The following is an 18,678-nucleotide window of genomic DNA, read 5'->3' on the forward strand; positions in this document are numbered from 1 at the left end:
CTCGATAAGTCCTTGGAAGATAAAAAAACACCACTTATGATGAAAAGTGGTGTTTCTTGTGTTTTCTTCGTGCATATAGGATCGCACCGATCAAACTGACGAGTGAAATCAACGCGAGAATTCTGATATAAGGCGGATAGTAGGTTAGCACAATCTCATTTTTGCCTTTTTCTATTGGAAAACCGATAAAGGCGTAATTGGCTTGTTCAATATCGGTATGCTTTCCGTTTACCGTGAGCTCCCAGCCTTTTTCATATGGTACTGGCAAGATCATATAATCATCGCCGCGTTTGTTATCATATGAAATCGTAAAGCGGTTGTTTTCGAGCTTTACTTGCTGGCTGCCATTGTCCTGTTTTTCTTTTTCATATGCTTTTTCTAGAATGCGGTAAGGCTCTTGGTACAGCTTCAGTTGATCGAGTTCATACGTCCCTTTTGGTACTCGAATGGAAAGGATTTTTTCCGCAGGGACTCGAATCGTCACTTCATTGACGCCTGTTTTGTAGATGGATGTATTGCTTTTTCGTGAGGTGACGTAGTTGTCAACGGATAACTGAAATCCTTCGTTTCGGTCTGTCCGCTTCACATAAAAGCTCACATACACATCTCCAGCGCGGGCCATATCATCTGGCAGCGTGATATTCAGGCCGCCTGTTTCTCCGTATACATCAAGCACACCATGTTCGTATATAGCTTGTTCGGTATGAATATTTGTATCCTTGACTCGATTTGGCGTGCGCTCAATTTCAGCGTTTCCTTTTTTGTCTAAAATCACACCTTGCAGCATTGCATGCTCTCTATCAAGCGCTGAGGCATTTTTTAAGGATTCTTCTGAATAAACGGCGCTTGTTGTTCTTGCAAATGGCAGCGGCCGTGTATTTTCATACACTTTATAATGCTCGCTTTCCAATATTGGCTTAAAATAAGCTGGTGGTGAGTAAGGCATCGTATTGTCTCTCATATAATACTTTCCGTAGGTCAGGCTGTATAAATTCACCCTGTCCCCCATTGTTGCATAACGGCTGACACTTTCACGTCCCATATCGATTTGCAGGTCATTCCAGTAGAAATTGAGCAAATGCTGATTCAATATACTTGAATACGCACTCATGCCTTGAAAGCCTTCAAATAACGGGGTATTGTTGCGCACGCCATTCATCCAATCAATCCGGGCAAGCGGATCTTTTGAAGAGCGGCTTTGAATCTGCTGAATGAGCTTCATTTGCTCATGTCCAGCATATGCCTCACTATTCAGATACGTATCTGATACGCTCTTAATATTGCTTCTTTCAGATAAGTAGCCCTGCTGATACACGCCTGCTGTCAGTAAGCTGACAACGATGAGCACAGCTGAAAAGAGACGAAGGTGCTGGCGTTTTTCCGCATGAATCACAAGGAAAAACACGCTGATCACAAGCAGTCCTATGGCTGTAAATACAACAACATCCATATTTCCCTTTGCTCGTTCTGATAAGATGACTGCGAGAAGAAACACGATCCAAGTGCCTAAGACCGCACGCTTTTTCCACTTCCACTCGATTTGCGAGAAATGCTTGATGGTGATGGCTACGACCGCTCCAACTGTAAAGGCAAGAATGTATTCAAATCTGTACTGCGGTGCTGAAAAACCATTAAACACGCTCGCCATCTTTGGACTGTAGTGAAAAACAATAAGCAGAACGCTGATCGATGTAAACATAAAAAACCACCTGTTCCGATAGAGCGGAACGAGGAACATACAAATGAGAAAGATCACAGGTAATAAATACACCCTGCTTGTAAACAGCAGATGATCATGCAGATCAAACCAAGGTATAGATTGATCATATGGCGGTCTTATATTATTAAGAAATCCATAGACAGACGGGACAAAAAAGGCAGCACTGATACCAAAGGATAACAGCGTAGAGACCGCCAGCGTCCAGAATACCTTCCACCCGTTCTCCTCACTTCGCAGCTTGATGATATATCTGAAGACAAGATAGATCGCTAAAAAGATAAAATGAATATAAGCAAAGTAAAAATTGTTGATGAGCATCAGGCTGCAACTCGCAATAAACCAAGCCGGCTTACCCGTTTTGAAAATCCGTTCAACCCCAAGTACAAGCAGCGGGAGCCACATCATACTGTCGGTGAAAAACTCCCAAAACGTTTGATGCCGAAAATACACAATAGACAATCCGTAAATTGCGGCTCCTGTTAATGCGCTCAGCCTATGCTGAACCATTGAAAGAAGCACACGGTAAGCGATGAACAGAATAAGTGTCAGCTTGATCACACTCAGCCAAATGACGGCATTTGCCCAGAAATGGATGTCCGTTGACTGGATAAGATGAAGTGCATTCATCAGCCAGACGACAGCGACCGTGACCATAAAGACAGTCGACGTTGTGAAATAATAACCTAATTGCGTATATGTACCGCCGCCTAGACCGAATTGATAGGAATAAAAGAAGTTCCCTTTGACGTATTCATCGTACAGCAGCTTTTTAAATGGGAGCATTTGTGAGATCCCGTCTCCATCTCCTGTCATATACCGGCCTTGCGTATATTCATATAAGAAAAAGGAGTGTCCTAATAAAGCGAGAATGAGGCACATTCCTATGATTATCCATCTACGTTTCATCATCTAAATCCTTTCCACAAAAGATCCACTGTTCTTTGAAACAAAACAACCCAGCAAGCGATTCGTGCTTGCCGGTTATTTGACTCCACGTTATTTAAATAACTGCGTTAACACTCGGTCTTGTTCCTTTGAGCTTGTCTCTTGTTCCATCACATTTGATTCCTGGATTAAATAATGCGGCCTCTTTTTCGTTTCATAATAGATACGGCCAATATATTCTCCAATCACGCCTAGACTCAAAAGCTGGACACCTCCGAGGAACAGCACAGCTGATATTAAAGTAAAATAACCCGGCACCATAATGCCCGTTCTGACGATTTGAATAAAGGTGGCCACGATGTAAATCAATGAGAGAAATAAGATCAGTATGCCGGTATAAAAACAAATTCGCAGCGGGCGGTTGTTAAAAGAAATGACGCCATCTATGCCATAGTTAAATAATTTTTTCAGTGACCATTTTGTATCACCATGCTGTCTTTCTACATTTTCATAATAGATGACCTTTTCTTCAAACCCAATCCAGCAAAAAAGCCCTTTTGAAAAACGATTTCCCTCTTTCAGCTGAAGCAGTGCATCGATGGCTTGGCGTGAAATTAAACGGAAATCCCCGACGCCATCACGCAAGTCCACTTCTACTACCTTGTTCATCACCTTATAGTACATGGATGACAGGTAAGAGCGCAGCTTGCTGTCACCTTTACGATTCCGTTTGGCAATGACTTGATGGTAGCCTTCTTCATACCCTCTGACAAAGTCCTGAATTAAATACGTCGGGTGCTGCAGATCGGCGTCCATAATAATCGCAGCTGCTCCTTTTGCATGTTCAAGACCTGCCAAAATAGCGGCTTCCTTTCCAAAGTTACGCGAAAAGGATATATATTTGACCTTTGCACTTTTGCGAGAGAGCTCTCTCATGTATTGAAGCGTATTGTCTTTGCTTCCATCATTCACAAAGATGATTTCAAAGTCATAATGAAAATCGCGAAACTCTTCCTCGAGTGCCTCAAAGATTCGTCTGATGTTTTCACCTTCATTGTAAGAAGGAATTATCACAGAGAGCAATTCCCGTTCCATATCGCACCTTCTCTTCACTTTTTTCACATAGTCTGATATGTTCATTATTCCTTTTTTGTCAGAAAACGAAACCCTTTTTTATTATCCATAAATTACATGTCTCTTTAATCGTTTCATTATATCAGAGTTTTATTTCCAGTGATTTTCAGCAGGATGAATTTAATGTAATTTTAAGTTTAATCATTGTAAAAAGCCTGTAATTTCGATCACAGACTGGGTATTGTTTCATAAAGTTATTTGTTCATTTGTATATTTTCCTATTTATTGAAAAAGATGAATGAAGTGAAAGGGCAACCTTTTAATGAAGCAGCCCTCGATTGTTTTGTTGCAGATGCTCGTTTGCCTTTGATTGTTTATTTTGAAATAGATGCAGCTGTGCGCCGTAGCTCTCGATCCACTCTTGGACAATTCGTTCTGTTGTTTCCTGTCCTTTATACTTGCGGCCAGCCTTTGCATAAGTCGTTTCAAAATCACTCCAAAGCAGCTCTACCCATGTACGTGCTTCGTCATATGTCAGCATATTGTTTTTTTCCATAAGTTGTTCTGTTAATCGCTCAAAGTATTGTTCCATGCTTGTTCCTCCTTCATCTAGCAGAAAGTGCCTTTTTAAAAAAACTTCTTTTTTCATATACTACCCTTACGTCTTCAAAAGACGCAAATGATTTGTATTGTTTGGAGGGAATCGATATGCGTAATAAAGCAAAAGGCTTTCCAAATCAGGTAAATCACAAGTTTGAAGGCGAACCAGGCGCTACAGATGCTTATGCGTCTAAACGGCCGAATGGTGAAACGAATACACGTCCACAGGAACGTATGAGGGCATCAGGGAAACGCTAATTTTTCCAAAGGGAGTGCTTGAGATATGAGTTCAAATGGGAAATCGTATATGGCAGACTTTGTTCAATTAAGGACAACCGCTTACCCTCAACCATGGGCAAATGCAAAGCATTCTGCCTCTCAGGTCAACGGAGAAACGCAGCAAACGCAGCACGACATCGTACTTCAGAACAACGTCCGTAAACAACGTTCGAAGTAAAGAAAAGGACTGATCTCTTTGGATCAGTCCTTTTGCGTCAGCATTGAAATCGGCAGGGCATCTTCCTTATTTGGAGCCGATACTCTGTATCCCCACGCAAACACGCCATTTAAATATTCCACATAAAACTCTTCTTCTGTGTCTTTGATTTGATAAGTCGTTTTCGTTTGAAACGAGGCTGGATCTAATAAATAGGCTTTTGCCATATCGATTTTTCGTTCTAAAACTGCGTATTCATTTACAATGCCAAGCTGCTCAGCCTTTCGTGCTTTTTCAGAAAGGGCGGCAATCTCCTGCTTCAATTCGTATTCTGTCATCTCACTATAGCGTTTTTCCATCTGTCATTCCCCTTTGTCTAAAACGTGATCAATTGTATCGAGATCAAAGCCTTTTCTGAATAAAAATTGCTTCACTTTCATCTTCTTTTCAAATGATCCGTCATATCCTACCTTGCGTTTTGCCTTCTCCAGCATATAAAGGAGGGCCTCTTCTTCCTTTTCCTCTTCTTGTCCATCATAGGCTTCTTGAAGGGCTTTATCAATGATCTCAAACGAAAAACCCTTTCGCTGCAGCTGCAGCTTAATGCGCTGCTCGATCTCTTTTGCAGAACGATTTTTTTCTTTTTTAACAAGCTTGAGAACCTGCTTAACAGCTTCCTCTAGCTGTAAGTCATCAGGGTATTGCGATAGCGCCCGTTCAATCGTGTCATCGTCTATACCTTTGAGCTTCAATTCTTTTTTTAGGACGGACGGTCCTTTGCTGTTCGTTTTGCGATGGGTGCTGACATAGGCTTCTGCAAATTCAAGATCATTTACATACTTATAATGCTTTAATTTGTGTATAATTTCACTAATAGCAGGTGCCGGGATTTCTTTTTTCGTTAAATAATCGGTGACTTCTTTCACTGATCTCATACGGTAGGATAAATAATCAACGGCCTGCTGAAATCCTTTTTTCACCGAATCACCGAATTGAATCTCAATGATATCTGCTTCGTCCAGCTCTTTGCCTTTTTTCAAATCGTGCTGGACGAGCACATCTAAATCAACACTAAAGGCGTACTTTTCATCAAGAAAGATGTTGACCCGCTCTGTATTGTTTTTCTGAGCAGAAATTTTTGTAATATAGGGCATCCTGTGATCACTCCTTTTCCAAAACAGTCAGGATGTTTCTTCTGATTCAAAATCGTGAAAGATATAGGTATGTATATGAGAGGAGAGATGTCAATTGAATATCGCCATTACCGGAGGAACCGGTTTTATCGGCCAGCATGTTAAAAAAGTGCTCGCTGCTGAGGGACATCATCTATATATTTTAACAAGAAATCCAAAGGAATCCGAACAAAATCATTTACATTATGTGCAGTGGCTGACCGAAGGTGCTGCGCCTGAGCATGAATTGCCTGCCATCGATGTATGGATTAACCTTGCTGGAAAATCCATTTTCACACGCTGGACAGACAAGGCAAAAGAAGGCATCCTCTCCAGCCGTCTCAAATCAACACAAGAGGTAAGACGCATTATAGAAGCGCAGGAATCAAAACCATCTGTGCTGATTCAAGCAAGTGCTGTCGGGATTTATGGCACATCTCAAACAGGAGATTTTACGGAGGAGTCACCTCCTGCAGATACTGATTTCTTAAGTCATACATCAAAACTTTGGGAGGCTGAGGGGCAAAAGATTGAAGCCCTCGGCATTCGTACGGTCTACACACGCTTTGGCGTCGTGTTAGGAGAAAAAGGCACACTGCCGCTGATGACACTTCCTTACAAGCTGTTTGCCGGCGGGACAATTGGCGCTGGCTCGCAATGGGTTTCATGGGTGCATGTTGAGGATGTAGCACATCTCATTGCCTATGCGATTCATAATGACGACCTCTCAGGCCCGCTCAATGTGACATCACCGAATCCTGTTCAAATGAAACAGCTTGGACAAACCATTGCTTCTGCCCTTCACCGTCCCCATTGGCTGAAGGTGCCATCGTTTGTGATCAAAACGGCACTCGGTGAAATGTCATTGCTTGTTTTAGAAGGCCAGCGTGCTCTGCCAAAAAAAGCACTGCTCTCTTCTTATGACTTTTTGCACCCTGAACTAAAAGAAGCGATTTTGCATTCTAAGGAATAAATGTTGTCAAAAACACCCATCCTATTAGAAATGATATGAGGGGGCGATTTTGATGAAGAAAAAAGAACACCAGCCAACTTCAAAGCTGAAAAAAACTCAGGAAGTCCTGTATCAGCAGGAATTCAAAAAAGCGGAAAGAGCAGCAGAAAAAAGAAACAAATAAGACGGATATTCCCCTCCAACAAGCACATAACTAAAGTGATCTTGTAAAGGAGGGAAAGGCTTTGAAAAAAGACCAACACAAAAAATCCAACCACGAGCTCGCAGCACAAGAGACGGATGGCGAATATGTTGAATTTTCCAAAGAACTTGCAGATCCGAATGACTTAAAAGCAATGGCACGTATGAAAGCAGCCGATCAGCGCGCCAAAAAACAATAAGTAAAAAAGCAGACCTTATTCAGCGGTCTGCTTTTCTTTTATTTGATTTCAGTAAGAAGACTTGATGCTTTCTGGCGTGATTTTTCCTCAGGCACCTCTTCTGGATAACCTATATGAAGGATCGCAGCAAACCGTTCGTTTTCCTTTAATCCCATGTCTTGTTGAAAGCCTTTATCGTATAAAATACGTCCGCTCTTCCATACCATACCGATTCCTTGATCCCATGCAAGCAGCTGGAGATTTTGAATAAGCGCGCTCACGGCGGCAAAATCATCATTTCTCACCACAGGGTTCTCGTCTTCTTTTAGTACGACAAGTAAAAGCGCTGGGACCTTAGAAAAGTAATCTCTGTATTGATTGATCTTTTCTTCTTTTGCATCTGGGTTGTTGCGCTGAAAGAAAGCAATGAAGCGCTCTACAAATGTGGCTTTGGCTTCATCCGTCACCGCATATAAAAAGCGCCACGGCTCCGTGATTTTATGGTTCGGCGCATAGACTGCATCCTCTAATAGCGGCTGAAGCTGTTCAATCGTCACCGGTGTGTCTTTGAATTTGCGAATCGATCGTCTATATCTGACAGCGTCTCGAACCGTTAACGCGTCTGTTTGTTGTTTCGTTTCTGGCATATATGTCATCCTCTCAATCAACCTTAATTGAAATTGATTCTCATTCACATTATAAACATCATCGCGTGCAGTTGCAAATCAAGTATCTCTCCTCCCCGTCTGCTAAATAGTTGTTTGACTTTTTCAAGTAATGTTACAATCATATTACGTTTTAAACAAATTTTGAGAAAAAAGCCAAGATGATGAAATGATTTTCAAGTATTCCCATTTTGTCTGATTCAGTTTTTTTGTCAAAAGGCTTTCAACCATGATTGGAAGGGAGGCTTCTGGATGGAATGAAAATTAATATTGGACAAATCATTAAACTCTATCGTTATAAACAAAATATGACCCAATCTGAATTGGCAGAAGGAATTTGTTCTGTCTCTCATTTAAGTAAAATTGAAAATGGCTCAAAGGAGGCCAATCAAGATACGATCAATCTGCTGCTTGAACGGCTTGGTATCAGCCAAGAAAAGCTGTCACAAAAGGCACGTCATCTGCTGTCACTTTTGGATGAGTTTCAAATGAATATGTACTTCTATGCTCTCGATCAGGCTGAACAAAATGCAGAAATGATCATTCAGCACGAGGAGCAGTTCTTTTCACTGGATTTAGGCATTCAGTATCATTTGTCTTTATTTCAATTTTATTTATTAACGGAAAAACAGCCGCTTGCCTTAAAAACACACCGCGTGCTCAAAAAATTCGAAAAAACGTTTATTGAAACGGAAAAAGAAATTTTTGAATATCTAGACGGTATTCATCAAATTAAAATTGGTCAGCTTGAGGATGGGCTGAAAAAGCTTGAAAGCTGCTTTTCCTACGCCTCAGTTGAACAAAGTGATTTGTATTATCACTATGCAAAAGCACTCGGAAACATGGGACAGCTCGGTGACGCGCTTGAAGCGACACATCAAGCGATGGATTTATATAGACAAAAGAACAATTTCAAGCGGATTATTCACTGTACACTTATTCACGGCGTGATCTCACTTGAACTAAAAGCCTATCAAACTGCGAAGAAATATATAAAGGAAGTGATTTTGCACACTTCCCTTTACCCTGATGCCTATATTAAAATGTCCGCTTATTTTTATTACGGGGTGCTTTTAAAACGTGAAGGCGATTTCTCTTCAGCTGTGCCTTATTTACTAGATTCACTCAATTACTTTAATCAAGAACAGATAGAAGATCGCTACTGTGAAACGCTATATGAAATTGCGACACTATATGCTGAATATGACCGCAAAAAGGCACTTCCCTACATACATGAGCTGTTAAAACAGCCTCGTATTCAGCCAAACTGTTTATATATGATCAAAATCTATAAATTGATGATTGAGGAAAATCCTCTTGATTTGAAAACCTATTTGATCGAAGCAGCCCTTCCTTACTTTGAACACAATGAGCTGCACAGTGAATATTTGTTTGCGCTTAGAACCTTGCTTACCTATGCAGGTGCTGAGCTTGATGATCAGGCCTATAAGTTCTACACAAAGAAGCTGCTAGATCATTTAACAGTATATCTTCCCTATTACAAAAAAGCATGACCTTCTGCCGATCGAAGGTCATGCTTTTTCTATTTATTAAATAGTCTTTTGTTGATCTGTGTCATGATGGTTCATCCGTTTGACAGAATGAATATACCGTCTTTTTGCAAAAAAATCGTACGCATGCTGTCCAAAGCCAAGCCAAATACTGAGCATGATGAATGGGACCGTTCCCCATAATGCAGGGATATGGCAAGCCATACGCAGCCAAGTATAGATCCCTGAATTCTTTTGGTTTTTGGCTAGGGAAATAGACACAATTCGTTTTTCCGCCTTCTCTTCACTGATTTTATTCAGCCTGAGCAGCTGCGAGTGTCTAAAGGATTCAAAGTGAATCCGATTTTTCCAATCGAGTGATTTTAACAAATCAATCATTTTTGCACATGAAGGACTTTGTCCATCATAAAACACAAGCAGTCTCAGTGATTTGATGGAACGCTGTTCTCTTTTTTTCGATTCAGCGAGCTTCTTTTTTTCTTGATCGAGATAAATGATTTTTTTCATAAATTGATCGCCTGTCCTTTTCTGTCATTTTTTTAGTTCGTTCAAAGGAGATTACAACTAGATTACTATAGTTGCTGGGCCTCTTGTATTGGGAAAAAGCCAACCCTTGTGCGTTATATGAGCCTTTGGATAAGGGCAAAATCATTGATTTCATGGCATATATGAGGTTTTTCAACTAAAAGTGGTTGGGAAAATCGTGGTGCTTTGCGGTTTTCTGCGGTTTTTGATAGAATTCTGCGGTTTTCTACACCTTTATGCGGTGGTTTTGTAGGTAAAACGCAAAAACAAGATAAAAAAAGACTACTTCCCATTGCGGCGAAGTAGTCTTTTGGTTTATATTTTTGCCAAAACTTCTACTATTTCTTTCTCAATATCTTTCCATAAGTAACGGTCTGTCGTATAGTGATGTGCGGCTTCTTTCGCAAATACTTGAAAAGCTTCTTCATAATCAGGTGCATCTTTGTCCGGTTTTTTCTCGTCCACAAAGCGCTGTGCTTCTGCTGAGCGAGGTCCCCATTTCCCCACTTCATTCCCGTCCTGATCAATGATGACGATAATCGGAATCGATCTTGCGGTCCCGTTCGTTAAATACTGATCCATCAGGTCTAGATTCTCATCCCGAATGAAATAGCGCGCATCAATGAGTGCTTCATTTGAAATACGCATGAAAATCGGGACATTGACCATTGCATCCCCGCACCAATCCGCTGTGATGACAAGTGCTCTGAGCTTTTTCTTTTGCAGCTTTTGAAGCAGCTCTTTTTCTTTTTGATGAATTGCGTACTGGTTGTACACCGTGAGTAGATTTCCCCGGTTTTTCTCCATGTTGTGTACATATGTACGTTCAGCTAATCCCTTTGTAAACCATTCATTTAATGTCATATGAACATCCCCCTTACCCTTCAACTTTACCACTTTTGCTATTCTTTTGTCTAAAAAAACCTTCACCTAGTGAAAGGTAAAGGTCTTTTGGTTTATCGACGCCGATTTCGATTTGGGTCCGTCCCAATCAGCTTGGTGACAAGCACCATTGTGACAGGCAGTGACGTATTTTTTTTATACGCTAAATATTTCCCACGCCATTCAGGCTTATACTTCTGTTTAAACGACCGTAAACCGCTGAAGCTGTACATATATCTGACATTGTTGAAAATAACACTCGCCAAACGCTCCGTGAGAAAGGACTGATGGAACGTCCCCACATTCGATAAAGGTGCCATTCCCATGTTAAACGATTTATAGCCTTTTTCTTTCGCCCATTGAAACAGGTGGATAAACAGCGCATCCATCATCCCGTTCGGTGCATCATGCATATGACGCATTAAATCGATGGAAATCTCCCCTTCTTGATACATCGGCATTAATGATACAAAGGAAATGATTTGCCCTTGTTCATCCTTTAAAATCGCAATCGGTGCTTTTTGAAGATAGTCTTCTTGAAAATAACCGAGCGAAAACCCTTTTTCTTTTTTCTTTCCGAGCCAGCTGTCAGAGATTTGTTTTAAAGTTGAGATCAACTCATTTGAAAAGGGAGGTTCCAGCATTTCAAAGGTGTAGCCTTCTCGTTCAAATTTATTCGCCACAGCTCGTAAATTTGATTTTTTCTTACCTGACAGAGTAAACGTTTCTAAATCGACCATGGCTTCTTCCCCAAGCTTAAAGAAGTGAAAGCCTAAGTCATGATAAAGAGCCATCCCTTCTCGTTCTACTTGATAAAAAGCGACGCGGTAGCCGGCTTTTTCTGTCTCCTGTAAAAACTCTTCAAGTACAAGCGGATAAGACGCCTCACGTCCAGATGGATCTCCGAGCACAATGACGCAGCGGCCAATTCGTCCAAACTGAAGCATCGCTTCTCCATCACTTGAGAAAAATAGTTTTTTGTCGCCTAAAAAGCCAAGATGACTGAGGGCATTTCCGCCTTTTTCTTCTAAAAACGTTTTTAATTTTTCCTCATCTGCTTGTTCTCCAATCGGAAATGCTTTCTTATTAAAAATCAATTTACTAATGAAGAAGAAAAGCGGGACACCGATGAGAGCAATCATGCTTGTCATCGTGATATGCCGTTCATTGTGAACGAGATAATCCTTACTCAAGAAATGCCCTATTTTTGTCCAAATATAGTTGCCAATGACATTATAGTTAAAGAGCACGAATAAATATCCAGCGGCAGCCGCCACAAACTGATTCAAAGAATAAGGTGCCTGCTGCTTCACAAATTGATTTCGAAGAGAGAAAAACACAGCCATGATGACTGGCAAAATAAAGATCAGACTGAGGTTAAATCCCTTTAACAAAGTAAACACAAAACCGCCTGCTAAGGAGATCATTGTCAGCACGTACGATCTTTTCGTTCTTTTATACACTTCAATGGACAAAATCATGAGAATGATTCCGAACATTAAAGAAAGACCATTAAATCCTGATAAAAGAAAGCGCGGAATGCTGGTAATCACACCTAATCGATCGACTGGAAGCACAACAGATGCCATGATAAGCAAGCCGCTTCCAAAGGTTAAAATCGATAAAGATCCGTACAATAACCGGATTAATAAAGCACGGTGCAAAACAATTAAGACGTTCGTTGTTTCAATGGCAGGTGCCATTTTCGGATTGCCTTCAAGACGTCTAAGCGTCGTGCCCGTTAAATCGTAAGCAGCTAGACAAAGCCCTAGGATAAACGGGAAGATTGAGTACACGAAGCGATACAAGACGAGCGCCGTCAGAACCATCTCTTTATCAAAACCAATGTACTGCATGCTCAGTAAAAAGATGAGGTCAAACGAGCCAAATCCGCCCGGAACCATACTGATTAAACCGCCAATTGATGCAATCGCAAATACACCTAATACAATTCGGACATCGACATTCATTCCCATAGAGACGACAGCCATGTACATAACAAGTCCAGCTGCCAGCCATTCTAAAAATGATGCACCGATATAAGCGTAAATTGGATGCTTTAGTCCATTTTCACCGCTCTCAATCGAGCTTTTTCGAATAGATGCCATGACGATATATATTGGTACAATACAGGCAAAGATAATGACAAATGCCCATAGCCACGGCTCCTGGCTGATAATACTTTCAACAGGAAGCACCCTGACCAAGATCAGATCACTGAAAATAGATAAGCCCAAAAGGACAGAGGAAGTCAAAAGGGCAATGCCTTTCAGCAGTTTTTTCGTATCTGTTATGTACTCCTTATAGAGAAGCGTTCTAAGCCCTGCTCCTGATAGACCGCCGAATCCAAGAACACTGTTAAAGGAGTTTGCAATCCAGGAAATGCGAATCGTTTTCCAACCGCTGATCGGCATATTTAGGCTTTTTCGTAAAATAAAATCATATAAGGACATCGATAAAACCGCAACAAGTCCAAGAAAGACAAGAATAAACAAATCCATTCGGTTCAAGCTGTCAATAATATAAAACGTCTTTTTAATGGAAAGTCCGCTTAGCTCCTGCTTCGCGACAAAGATCAATACAAGGATAATCACGATCGGAAAAAGCATTTTTAAGATCGTCATACCCGTTTTTTTGTTCCACATGTTTTTCCCAACTTTCTAGGTTGCTTCAATTATTTCAACTGAACATTATTATACAACAAATACCACTTGATTCATGCAGTTTAACATTCAAAAGCTTGACGAACCTTTCAATTAGAAGTAAAAATCAGTAATATAAAGAAAAAGAGCCGCTTAAAGGAAGTGAACAAGCGTGGAATATAATATTCATGACACCACCGTATTAAAAGAAGAGATTCTATCTCCAGAGGAAAAAAAGACATGGGTTCTTTATATGAAAGTGCTCACAGCTGCAGGTCTTGGAGATGTTTCTGAATGGATGAAGCTTGATATGAGTATGCCTCAAATGAAGGTGCTCATGCTGCTCAATAACCATGGCTCTCTCAAAGTATCCGAAATCGCTGAAAAAATGGGCGCTTCTTTGTCCAATATGACAGGTCTGCTTGACCGGTTAGAACAGTCTAACTTTGTCGTGCGAAAGCACTCTGAGCGTGACCGGAGAATCATTGTCGTAGAGCTGACAGAGGAAGCGAAAAATATTTTCAGAAGTATTTATCAAAAAGGACACGAAAAAATCAAAAATTCCCTGCAACGGCTCAATGACGAGGAAAAAGAAAAAGTCAATGAAGGCCTTGCTATCTTAGAAAAAGCACTGCGTCCTGAACGCGGCTAAAAAAGTAAAAAAGAAAAAAGACGGTCACTTGAGGTCCGTCTTTTTTGTTTCTTCTATTTGTCGATCTGGGGTGAAAAGATTTTTACGAATGACTTCCCTGTCATCCCATAAAAGATAGGCTAAGCCGATAATGAGAAAAAGGATACTGATCCACGTACCGCCAGGAATCAGCTGTTCAAGTTCCTCAATCGTTCTTTCTGAGCCTAAGCTGTTACTATAGCGTATCTCAAAAAGAACATATTTCGCTATATAAAACAATGCCGCCATACAGATAAACATGGCGCCGACAATTCTCCTTCCAGACATGCGTTTACTCCTTTACTTCCACTGATTTCTTTTGATTAATTCCGTAATATGGGCAAGGTGATGCTTTGAATGCCAGACGTACATTCCCGTTGCATCATATAAGGACACCGTTTGTTGATCGGCAGGGTGATAATAAGAAGCGTTGAAGTCTTTCTCTGACATTCCCCGCAGTAAAGTGACCCACCTGCGATGCAGACTGCTGATCAAAGGCAGGGATAAACTGATGGGCGCCTTGCTGTCAGGAAGTGAGGCAAATCCCTCCTGATCATATGGACGTATGTCCGGTGTATCTTCTGTGAGAGCAAGTTTGAATCGTAAGTATGCATTCAGATGGCTGTCTGCTACGTGGTGAATGAGCTGACGAACAGTCCATCCTCCCGGCCGATAAGGTGTATCAAGCTGAGCATCTGTCAACGGTGCAGTCACTGCTTCATACTCTTCGGGGATTGCAGCCAGCTCATCAGTCCATGCTTCCAGCTGTGCTTTCGTTTTTGTTTCTACTGGTTCATATAAGCCAATCGGATATTGTAATGACGTCATACGTTCTCTCCTCTCTCAAATCCTTCAAGAACAAATTTTCCAATCATCTTTCCTTGCTCAAGTGTTTGATGTGCCTGCTTCAAGTTAGCAGCATTGATCGGACTGAGAACCTTTGTTAAGGTATGCGTTATTTTTCCTTGCTCAAATAACTCACTCGCCTCTGTCAAAAGCTCATGCTGTTTGATCATGTCCGCTGTTTCATACATAGAACGTGTGAACATGAATTCCCATACAAATGCCGCACTTTTATTTTTGAGTAACTGAATGTCTAGGTTGTGCTTGTTCTCGACAATGGTACAGATCGTGCCTTGCGGTTTGATAGCTTCAGCCATGCCTTTGAAATGTCCATCTGTATCATTTAAGCATAAAATAAAATCCACTTCGCCGATTCCTTTTTCCTCGAGCTGCGCGAGAAGCGGCTGATGATGATCAATGATATGATCGGCACCTAATGACAGACACCACTCTTTTGTTTCTGGTCTTGATGCGGTTGCGATCACAGTTGCCTTCGCTAATTTGGCTAGTTGAATGGAAATTGAACCAACCCCGCCTGCACCACCAATGATCAGCAAGGTTGAGCCTTCTGCATTCCGCTTCATATGCATCCGGTCAAATAAAGCCTCATAAGCCGTAATTGTTGTAAGGGGCATCGCGGCTGCTTCTGCAAAGGATAGATTAGCAGGCTTTTTCGCCACAATACGCTCATCCACAAGCTGGTATTCACTATTCGAGCCTTGACGCGTAATATCTCCCGCATAGTAAACGTGATCGCCTGGCTGAAATAATGTACACGCTTCGCCCACTTCAACAACCGTACCGCTTGCATCATAGCCAAGAATTTTCAGTTTTTCTTCCTTCTGATCCTTCGGTGATCTCACCTTTGTATCAACTGGATTCACGGACACAGCCTCTATCTTCACCAGTACATCCCTGCCAGACGCTTTAGGCTTTTCAACCTCTTGATCCATCAGGCTTTGCTCATGCTCAATCGGTAAATACTCCAATAGTCCAACTGCTTTCACTCGCTCGCACTCCCTTTCTCCATTCTTTCTTTCCACATTTTATCATAATTTTCTGATGTTTATGGCTGGGTCAAACGAGTGATGGCACATTTATGACCTCTTCAGGGCCTTTCGCTCTCTCGCCATGTATGAAGGACGTGCCTTTTGCAAAGAAGGAACATAAGTGAACCAGCTGTTGGATTTAAAAAATAGCTGAACGTAGTAAAACTGAATGTGCTGCAGAAAAACGATGATTAATAGAAAAAGAGTGAATGAGAGAGTAGTTAGATCTACTCTTCCCTGTATCCATTCATTGATCAAAAGAATCACAAAACCGACGATGAGGAGCTGTTCAACTCTTTGCACGAGCTGGCTAAAGACATGCCCGCGTTTTGTTAGATCACCAGACTGGTGCTTTCTGATCCTTCTCGATTTGTAGAACCAAATAATACTTTCTGTTAGGTTATGAATCATAAAAAGAGCGATGAGGACGAGCAATAAAGGTGATGGGGTATAAAGGACTTGTGCAACGAACGGAAAGACTAAAAAATAACAGGCAATCAATGCGTGTCTGACAGATAAGAGAAATAGGACTTTTTCCATAGATGTTTTCATCTGTTTCACCTCCATATGAACTACGTTTCATTTGCCGAAAAGTTTCCCAAACCTATAAAAAAAGGATACCCCTAAAAAGGCATCCTTGATGAATCAAACTTAAAAAGCAGCGCTTAGTACGACTGGACCTTGCGGAAGCTTGTTATCCTTTTTTGGTTCCAGGGTAACAGCCACGGTATCCCATGATTCGTTTGCTTCTTTTTCAGATAACGCATAGGTGACGGTTCCTTCCCCTTTGTTATCTGTTTTAAAAGCACCGGCTGGCACCGGCTGATCTCCTTTAATGAGCCACACTTGATAAACAGCAGATGAATCAAGCTGACCCTTTAAGCCGTCTGCACTCACAACAAGTTCTTTTTTGCCGTTATGCTCTATCACTGAGAAAGCACCTGTCGTTTTTGGTGATGCGGCAGAAGCCAGTGATTTTGTGGCAACAACCCTGACAGGTTCTTCCGCTTGTTCTTTTCCATTCGATAATAAATACACATTTCCAGCTGCTGAAATAAGAAGCAGTGCGGCAACGAGCGGTAAGAGCCATTGGTTTCGTTTCTTTTGCAGCGGTTTGATTTCGTTTGGCTCAGGTGCAGACTTGAGCTCTTTTCTATCGCTATTGTTTTCTTCGACTGTCTCTTCTTCAAACACCTGAGATAAAATACGATCTTTCATCCCTGCCGGAGGTGTTTGGTCTTCGGCTAGAAGTGGAATGTCAGACATGAGCGCTGTCAATTCTTCAAGCTCTTCTTTGCAAGCTGGGCAGTGCTTGATGTGCTCTTCAAATTGCGTTTTTTCTTCTCCTTGTAAATGCCCGTTGAAATAATCAATCACTTGATGTTTACACTGAGTCATGCCTCTTCCTCCTTTCCTCCGCGAGACAGTTTTGATCGCAAATGCTTCAATGACAATCGAACCCTTCCCTTTACCGTACCAATAGGGATGCCCAGCTTTTCCGCGATGCTCTTTTGTGTCATCCCTTTAAAATAGACATCTTCTATAATAGTCTGCTGTTCTTTTGACAATGTAGATACTGCTTCACGTATGATCTGTTTTTCCTCGTTCCATTCCACTTCTTTTGATACATCTTCTTGATGATCGGCTAAATATTCAATATGCTCATCTTCCAAAGCCGTTTCATTCCGGTGCTTTCTTAAAAGATCAATGGCCGTGTTGCGTGACATCATGAATAACCACGAGGAGAATTTCCCTTTATCCGTATGATATTCTCCTATGCCGCGCCAGAGCTTGATAAAGACCTCTTGAAGCACTTCCTCCGCGAGCTCACGGTTGCCAGTCATTTTATAAATAAACGAATATAATACACGTTCATAGCGATCGTACAGCACTTCAAGCGAGGGCTTGTGACGATCATATTTGATCTTGTGATACAGCTCAAAATCTTTCAGTGTGTCCATGGTCATCTCCTTCCTTTTTCATGAGAAAGAGCATGCGCATCCATCATGAAATCCTTCACGTATTGCTTATCACTCGATTTACTGAAATAAGCCTACCTTGTACTTTACTCTTTTTTCAAGGAGAAAAAAAGAGCGCTGAAAAAGGAAGTGTGCTCCTCATGAGAATGTACTTACTTTACGACATAACAGACCATTTGGATCACTCATGGTACAAAAGTCAAGAATCCATGTGTGACCACTCTCTAATCAGTTGATCTCTCCATTCAATTGAGGTAGAACGCATTCTTTCCGCATGTCATAATAGGGTGTAAATTGGAGAAATTGGAGTGTCCATATATGATGGTGACGATAGTTCTTTTTTTATTAGCAGGTTTAGCAGAAATTGGCGGCGGCTATTTGGTGTGACTTTGGCTCCGTGAAGCAAAGCCTGTCAGCTTCGGGATCGCCGGCAGCCTTATCCTAGTCGCATATGGCGTCATTCCGACCTTTCAGCAGTTTCCGACTTTCGGACGGGTTTATGCTGCCTATGGCGGTGTTTTTGTCATTCTTGCTGTATTCTGGGGCTGGTGGGTCGATCGAAAAACACCTGATCTATATGACTGGATGGGGTCTTTGATCTGTTTGGCTGGAGTCAGTGTGATATTATTTGCGCCGCGCAGTTAATTTCTAACATCAAAAAGGGCTAAAATGATGTTTATTTTAGCCCTTTGT

General features: G+C 41.4%; 22 protein-coding genes and 1 pseudogene. 8 read left to right on the forward strand and 15 right to left on the reverse strand.

Features of this window, described 5'->3' with window-relative positions:
* Positions 1–34: 34 nt before the first annotated feature.
* The 3 genes from AC20OE_RS14625 to AC20OE_RS14635 all read right to left on the reverse strand — a co-directional run bounded on the left by AC20OE_RS14625 (position 35) and on the right by AC20OE_RS14635 (position 4,271).
* Positions 35–2,629 carry a YfhO family protein gene (locus AC20OE_RS14625; RefSeq protein WP_341083350.1) on the reverse strand — a complete coding sequence of 865 codons (2,595 nt, stop codon included), beginning with the start codon at positions 2,627–2,629 and terminating at the stop codon, positions 35–37.
* An 87-nt stretch (positions 2,630–2,716) separates the two neighbouring features.
* The gene (locus AC20OE_RS14630; RefSeq protein WP_024425218.1) at positions 2,717–3,700 is read right to left on the reverse strand and encodes a glycosyltransferase family 2 protein; all 984 of its coding nucleotides are present in this window, start codon (positions 3,698–3,700) and stop codon (positions 2,717–2,719) included.
* A 298-nt stretch (positions 3,701–3,998) separates the two neighbouring features.
* Positions 3,999–4,271 carry a YfhJ family protein gene (locus tag AC20OE_RS14635; protein WP_024425219.1) on the reverse strand — a complete coding sequence of 91 codons (273 nt, stop codon included), beginning with the start codon at positions 4,269–4,271 and terminating at the stop codon, positions 3,999–4,001.
* 116 nt (positions 4,272–4,387) lie between these two features.
* Between AC20OE_RS14635 and AC20OE_RS14640 the strand changes: the two genes are divergently transcribed.
* Both AC20OE_RS14640 and AC20OE_RS14645 read left to right on the forward strand, forming a co-directional pair.
* Positions 4,388–4,537 carry a small, acid-soluble spore protein K gene (locus AC20OE_RS14640; RefSeq protein ID WP_003217849.1) on the forward strand — a complete coding sequence of 50 codons (150 nt, stop codon included), beginning with the start codon at positions 4,388–4,390 and terminating at the stop codon, positions 4,535–4,537.
* A 25-nt stretch (positions 4,538–4,562) separates the two neighbouring features.
* On the forward strand, positions 4,563–4,736 hold the full coding sequence (locus AC20OE_RS14645) for a YpzG family protein (RefSeq protein WP_008360604.1): 174 nt from the start codon (positions 4,563–4,565) through the stop codon (positions 4,734–4,736).
* A 23-nt stretch (positions 4,737–4,759) separates the two neighbouring features.
* Here AC20OE_RS14645 and AC20OE_RS14650 read toward each other — a convergent pair whose 3' ends face one another.
* Positions 4,760–5,074, reverse strand: coding sequence for a YfhH family protein (locus AC20OE_RS14650; RefSeq protein ID WP_039177269.1), 315 nt, complete (start codon positions 5,072–5,074; stop codon positions 4,760–4,762).
* A 3-nt stretch (positions 5,075–5,077) separates the two neighbouring features.
* Positions 5,078–5,869, reverse strand: coding sequence for a recombination regulator RecX (recX, locus tag AC20OE_RS14655; protein WP_058837445.1), 792 nt, complete (start codon positions 5,867–5,869; stop codon positions 5,078–5,080).
* Between the two features lie 94 nt (positions 5,870–5,963).
* Here recX and AC20OE_RS14660 point away from each other — a divergent pair, with 94 nt between their 5' ends.
* The 3 genes from AC20OE_RS14660 (at position 5,964) to AC20OE_RS14670 (ending at position 7,240) form a co-directional block, all read left to right on the forward strand.
* Positions 5,964–6,860 (forward strand): TIGR01777 family oxidoreductase, encoded by an 897-nt coding sequence (locus tag AC20OE_RS14660; protein WP_058837446.1) that lies wholly within the window; start codon positions 5,964–5,966, stop codon positions 6,858–6,860.
* 52 nt (positions 6,861–6,912) lie between these two features.
* Positions 6,913–7,023: a YfhE family protein gene (locus AC20OE_RS14665; protein ID WP_017358836.1), complete on the forward strand. Its 111-nt coding sequence runs from the start codon at positions 6,913–6,915 to the stop codon at positions 7,021–7,023.
* A 61-nt stretch (positions 7,024–7,084) separates the two neighbouring features.
* The gene (locus AC20OE_RS14670; protein WP_041087330.1) at positions 7,085–7,240 is read left to right on the forward strand and encodes a YfhD family protein; all 156 of its coding nucleotides are present in this window, start codon (positions 7,085–7,087) and stop codon (positions 7,238–7,240) included.
* A gap of 38 nt (positions 7,241–7,278) precedes the next feature.
* Here the strand turns inward: AC20OE_RS14670 and AC20OE_RS14675 are convergent, their stop codons facing one another.
* Positions 7,279–7,866 carry a nitroreductase family protein gene (locus tag AC20OE_RS14675; protein ID WP_058837447.1) on the reverse strand — a complete coding sequence of 196 codons (588 nt, stop codon included), beginning with the start codon at positions 7,864–7,866 and terminating at the stop codon, positions 7,279–7,281.
* A 275-nt stretch (positions 7,867–8,141) separates the two neighbouring features.
* On the opposite strand from AC20OE_RS14675, the gene AC20OE_RS14680 reads away from it, so the two are divergent.
* Entirely contained in the window at positions 8,142–9,398 is a 1,257-nt protein-coding gene (locus tag AC20OE_RS14680) for a transcriptional regulator (protein ID WP_039177258.1), read from the forward strand.
* 36 nt (positions 9,399–9,434) lie between these two features.
* Here the strand turns inward: AC20OE_RS14680 and AC20OE_RS14685 are convergent, their stop codons facing one another.
* The 3 genes from AC20OE_RS14685 to mprF all read right to left on the reverse strand — a co-directional run bounded on the left by AC20OE_RS14685 (position 9,435) and on the right by mprF (position 13,447).
* Positions 9,435–9,902: a thiol-disulfide oxidoreductase DCC family protein gene (locus AC20OE_RS14685; protein WP_039177256.1), complete on the reverse strand. Its 468-nt coding sequence runs from the start codon at positions 9,900–9,902 to the stop codon at positions 9,435–9,437.
* A gap of 333 nt (positions 9,903–10,235) precedes the next feature.
* Entirely contained in the window at positions 10,236–10,784 is a 549-nt protein-coding gene (locus AC20OE_RS14690; protein ID WP_487268927.1) for a thioredoxin family protein, read from the reverse strand.
* A 92-nt stretch (positions 10,785–10,876) separates the two neighbouring features.
* Positions 10,877–13,447, reverse strand: coding sequence for a bifunctional lysylphosphatidylglycerol flippase/synthetase MprF (gene mprF, locus AC20OE_RS14695; protein ID WP_099663062.1), 2,571 nt, complete (start codon positions 13,445–13,447; stop codon positions 10,877–10,879).
* Between the two features lie 169 nt (positions 13,448–13,616).
* Here mprF and AC20OE_RS14700 point away from each other — a divergent pair, with 169 nt between their 5' ends.
* Positions 13,617–14,096: a MarR family transcriptional regulator gene (locus AC20OE_RS14700; protein WP_024425228.1), complete on the forward strand. Its 480-nt coding sequence runs from the start codon at positions 13,617–13,619 to the stop codon at positions 14,094–14,096.
* Positions 14,097–14,120: 24 nt separating this feature from the next.
* Here AC20OE_RS14700 and AC20OE_RS14705 read toward each other — a convergent pair whose 3' ends face one another.
* From AC20OE_RS14705 to AC20OE_RS14730, 6 genes are all read right to left on the reverse strand, one after another.
* Complete coding sequence (locus tag AC20OE_RS14705) at positions 14,121–14,402, reverse strand: hypothetical protein (protein WP_099663061.1); 282 nt, start codon at positions 14,400–14,402, stop codon at positions 14,121–14,123.
* 12 nt (positions 14,403–14,414) lie between these two features.
* The gene (locus AC20OE_RS14710) at positions 14,415–14,942 is read right to left on the reverse strand and encodes a YfiT family bacillithiol transferase (protein ID WP_099663060.1); all 528 of its coding nucleotides are present in this window, start codon (positions 14,940–14,942) and stop codon (positions 14,415–14,417) included.
* Complete coding sequence (locus tag AC20OE_RS14715) at positions 14,939–15,964, reverse strand: zinc-binding alcohol dehydrogenase family protein (protein WP_487268928.1); 1,026 nt, start codon at positions 15,962–15,964, stop codon at positions 14,939–14,941. The genes AC20OE_RS14710 and AC20OE_RS14715 overlap by 4 nt, the downstream gene beginning before the upstream one ends.
* Before the next feature lie 90 nt (positions 15,965–16,054).
* Positions 16,055–16,558 carry a hypothetical protein gene (locus tag AC20OE_RS14720; protein WP_487268929.1) on the reverse strand — a complete coding sequence of 168 codons (504 nt, stop codon included), beginning with the start codon at positions 16,556–16,558 and terminating at the stop codon, positions 16,055–16,057.
* 99 nt (positions 16,559–16,657) lie between these two features.
* The gene (locus AC20OE_RS14725; RefSeq protein WP_487268930.1) at positions 16,658–17,404 is read right to left on the reverse strand and encodes an anti-sigma factor; all 747 of its coding nucleotides are present in this window, start codon (positions 17,402–17,404) and stop codon (positions 16,658–16,660) included.
* Positions 17,401–17,967, reverse strand: coding sequence for an RNA polymerase sigma factor (locus AC20OE_RS14730; RefSeq protein ID WP_041087311.1), 567 nt, complete (start codon positions 17,965–17,967; stop codon positions 17,401–17,403). Before AC20OE_RS14730 ends, AC20OE_RS14725 begins: the two co-directional genes overlap by 4 nt.
* Positions 17,968–18,303: 336 nt before the next feature.
* On the opposite strand from AC20OE_RS14730, the pseudogene AC20OE_RS14735 reads away from it, so the two are divergent.
* A pseudogene (locus tag AC20OE_RS14735) lies at positions 18,304–18,630 on the forward strand (YnfA family protein).
* The last annotated feature ends 48 nt before the right edge of the window (positions 18,631–18,678 follow it).

Source organism: Bacillus sp. SRI_025, from assembly GCF_057592095.1.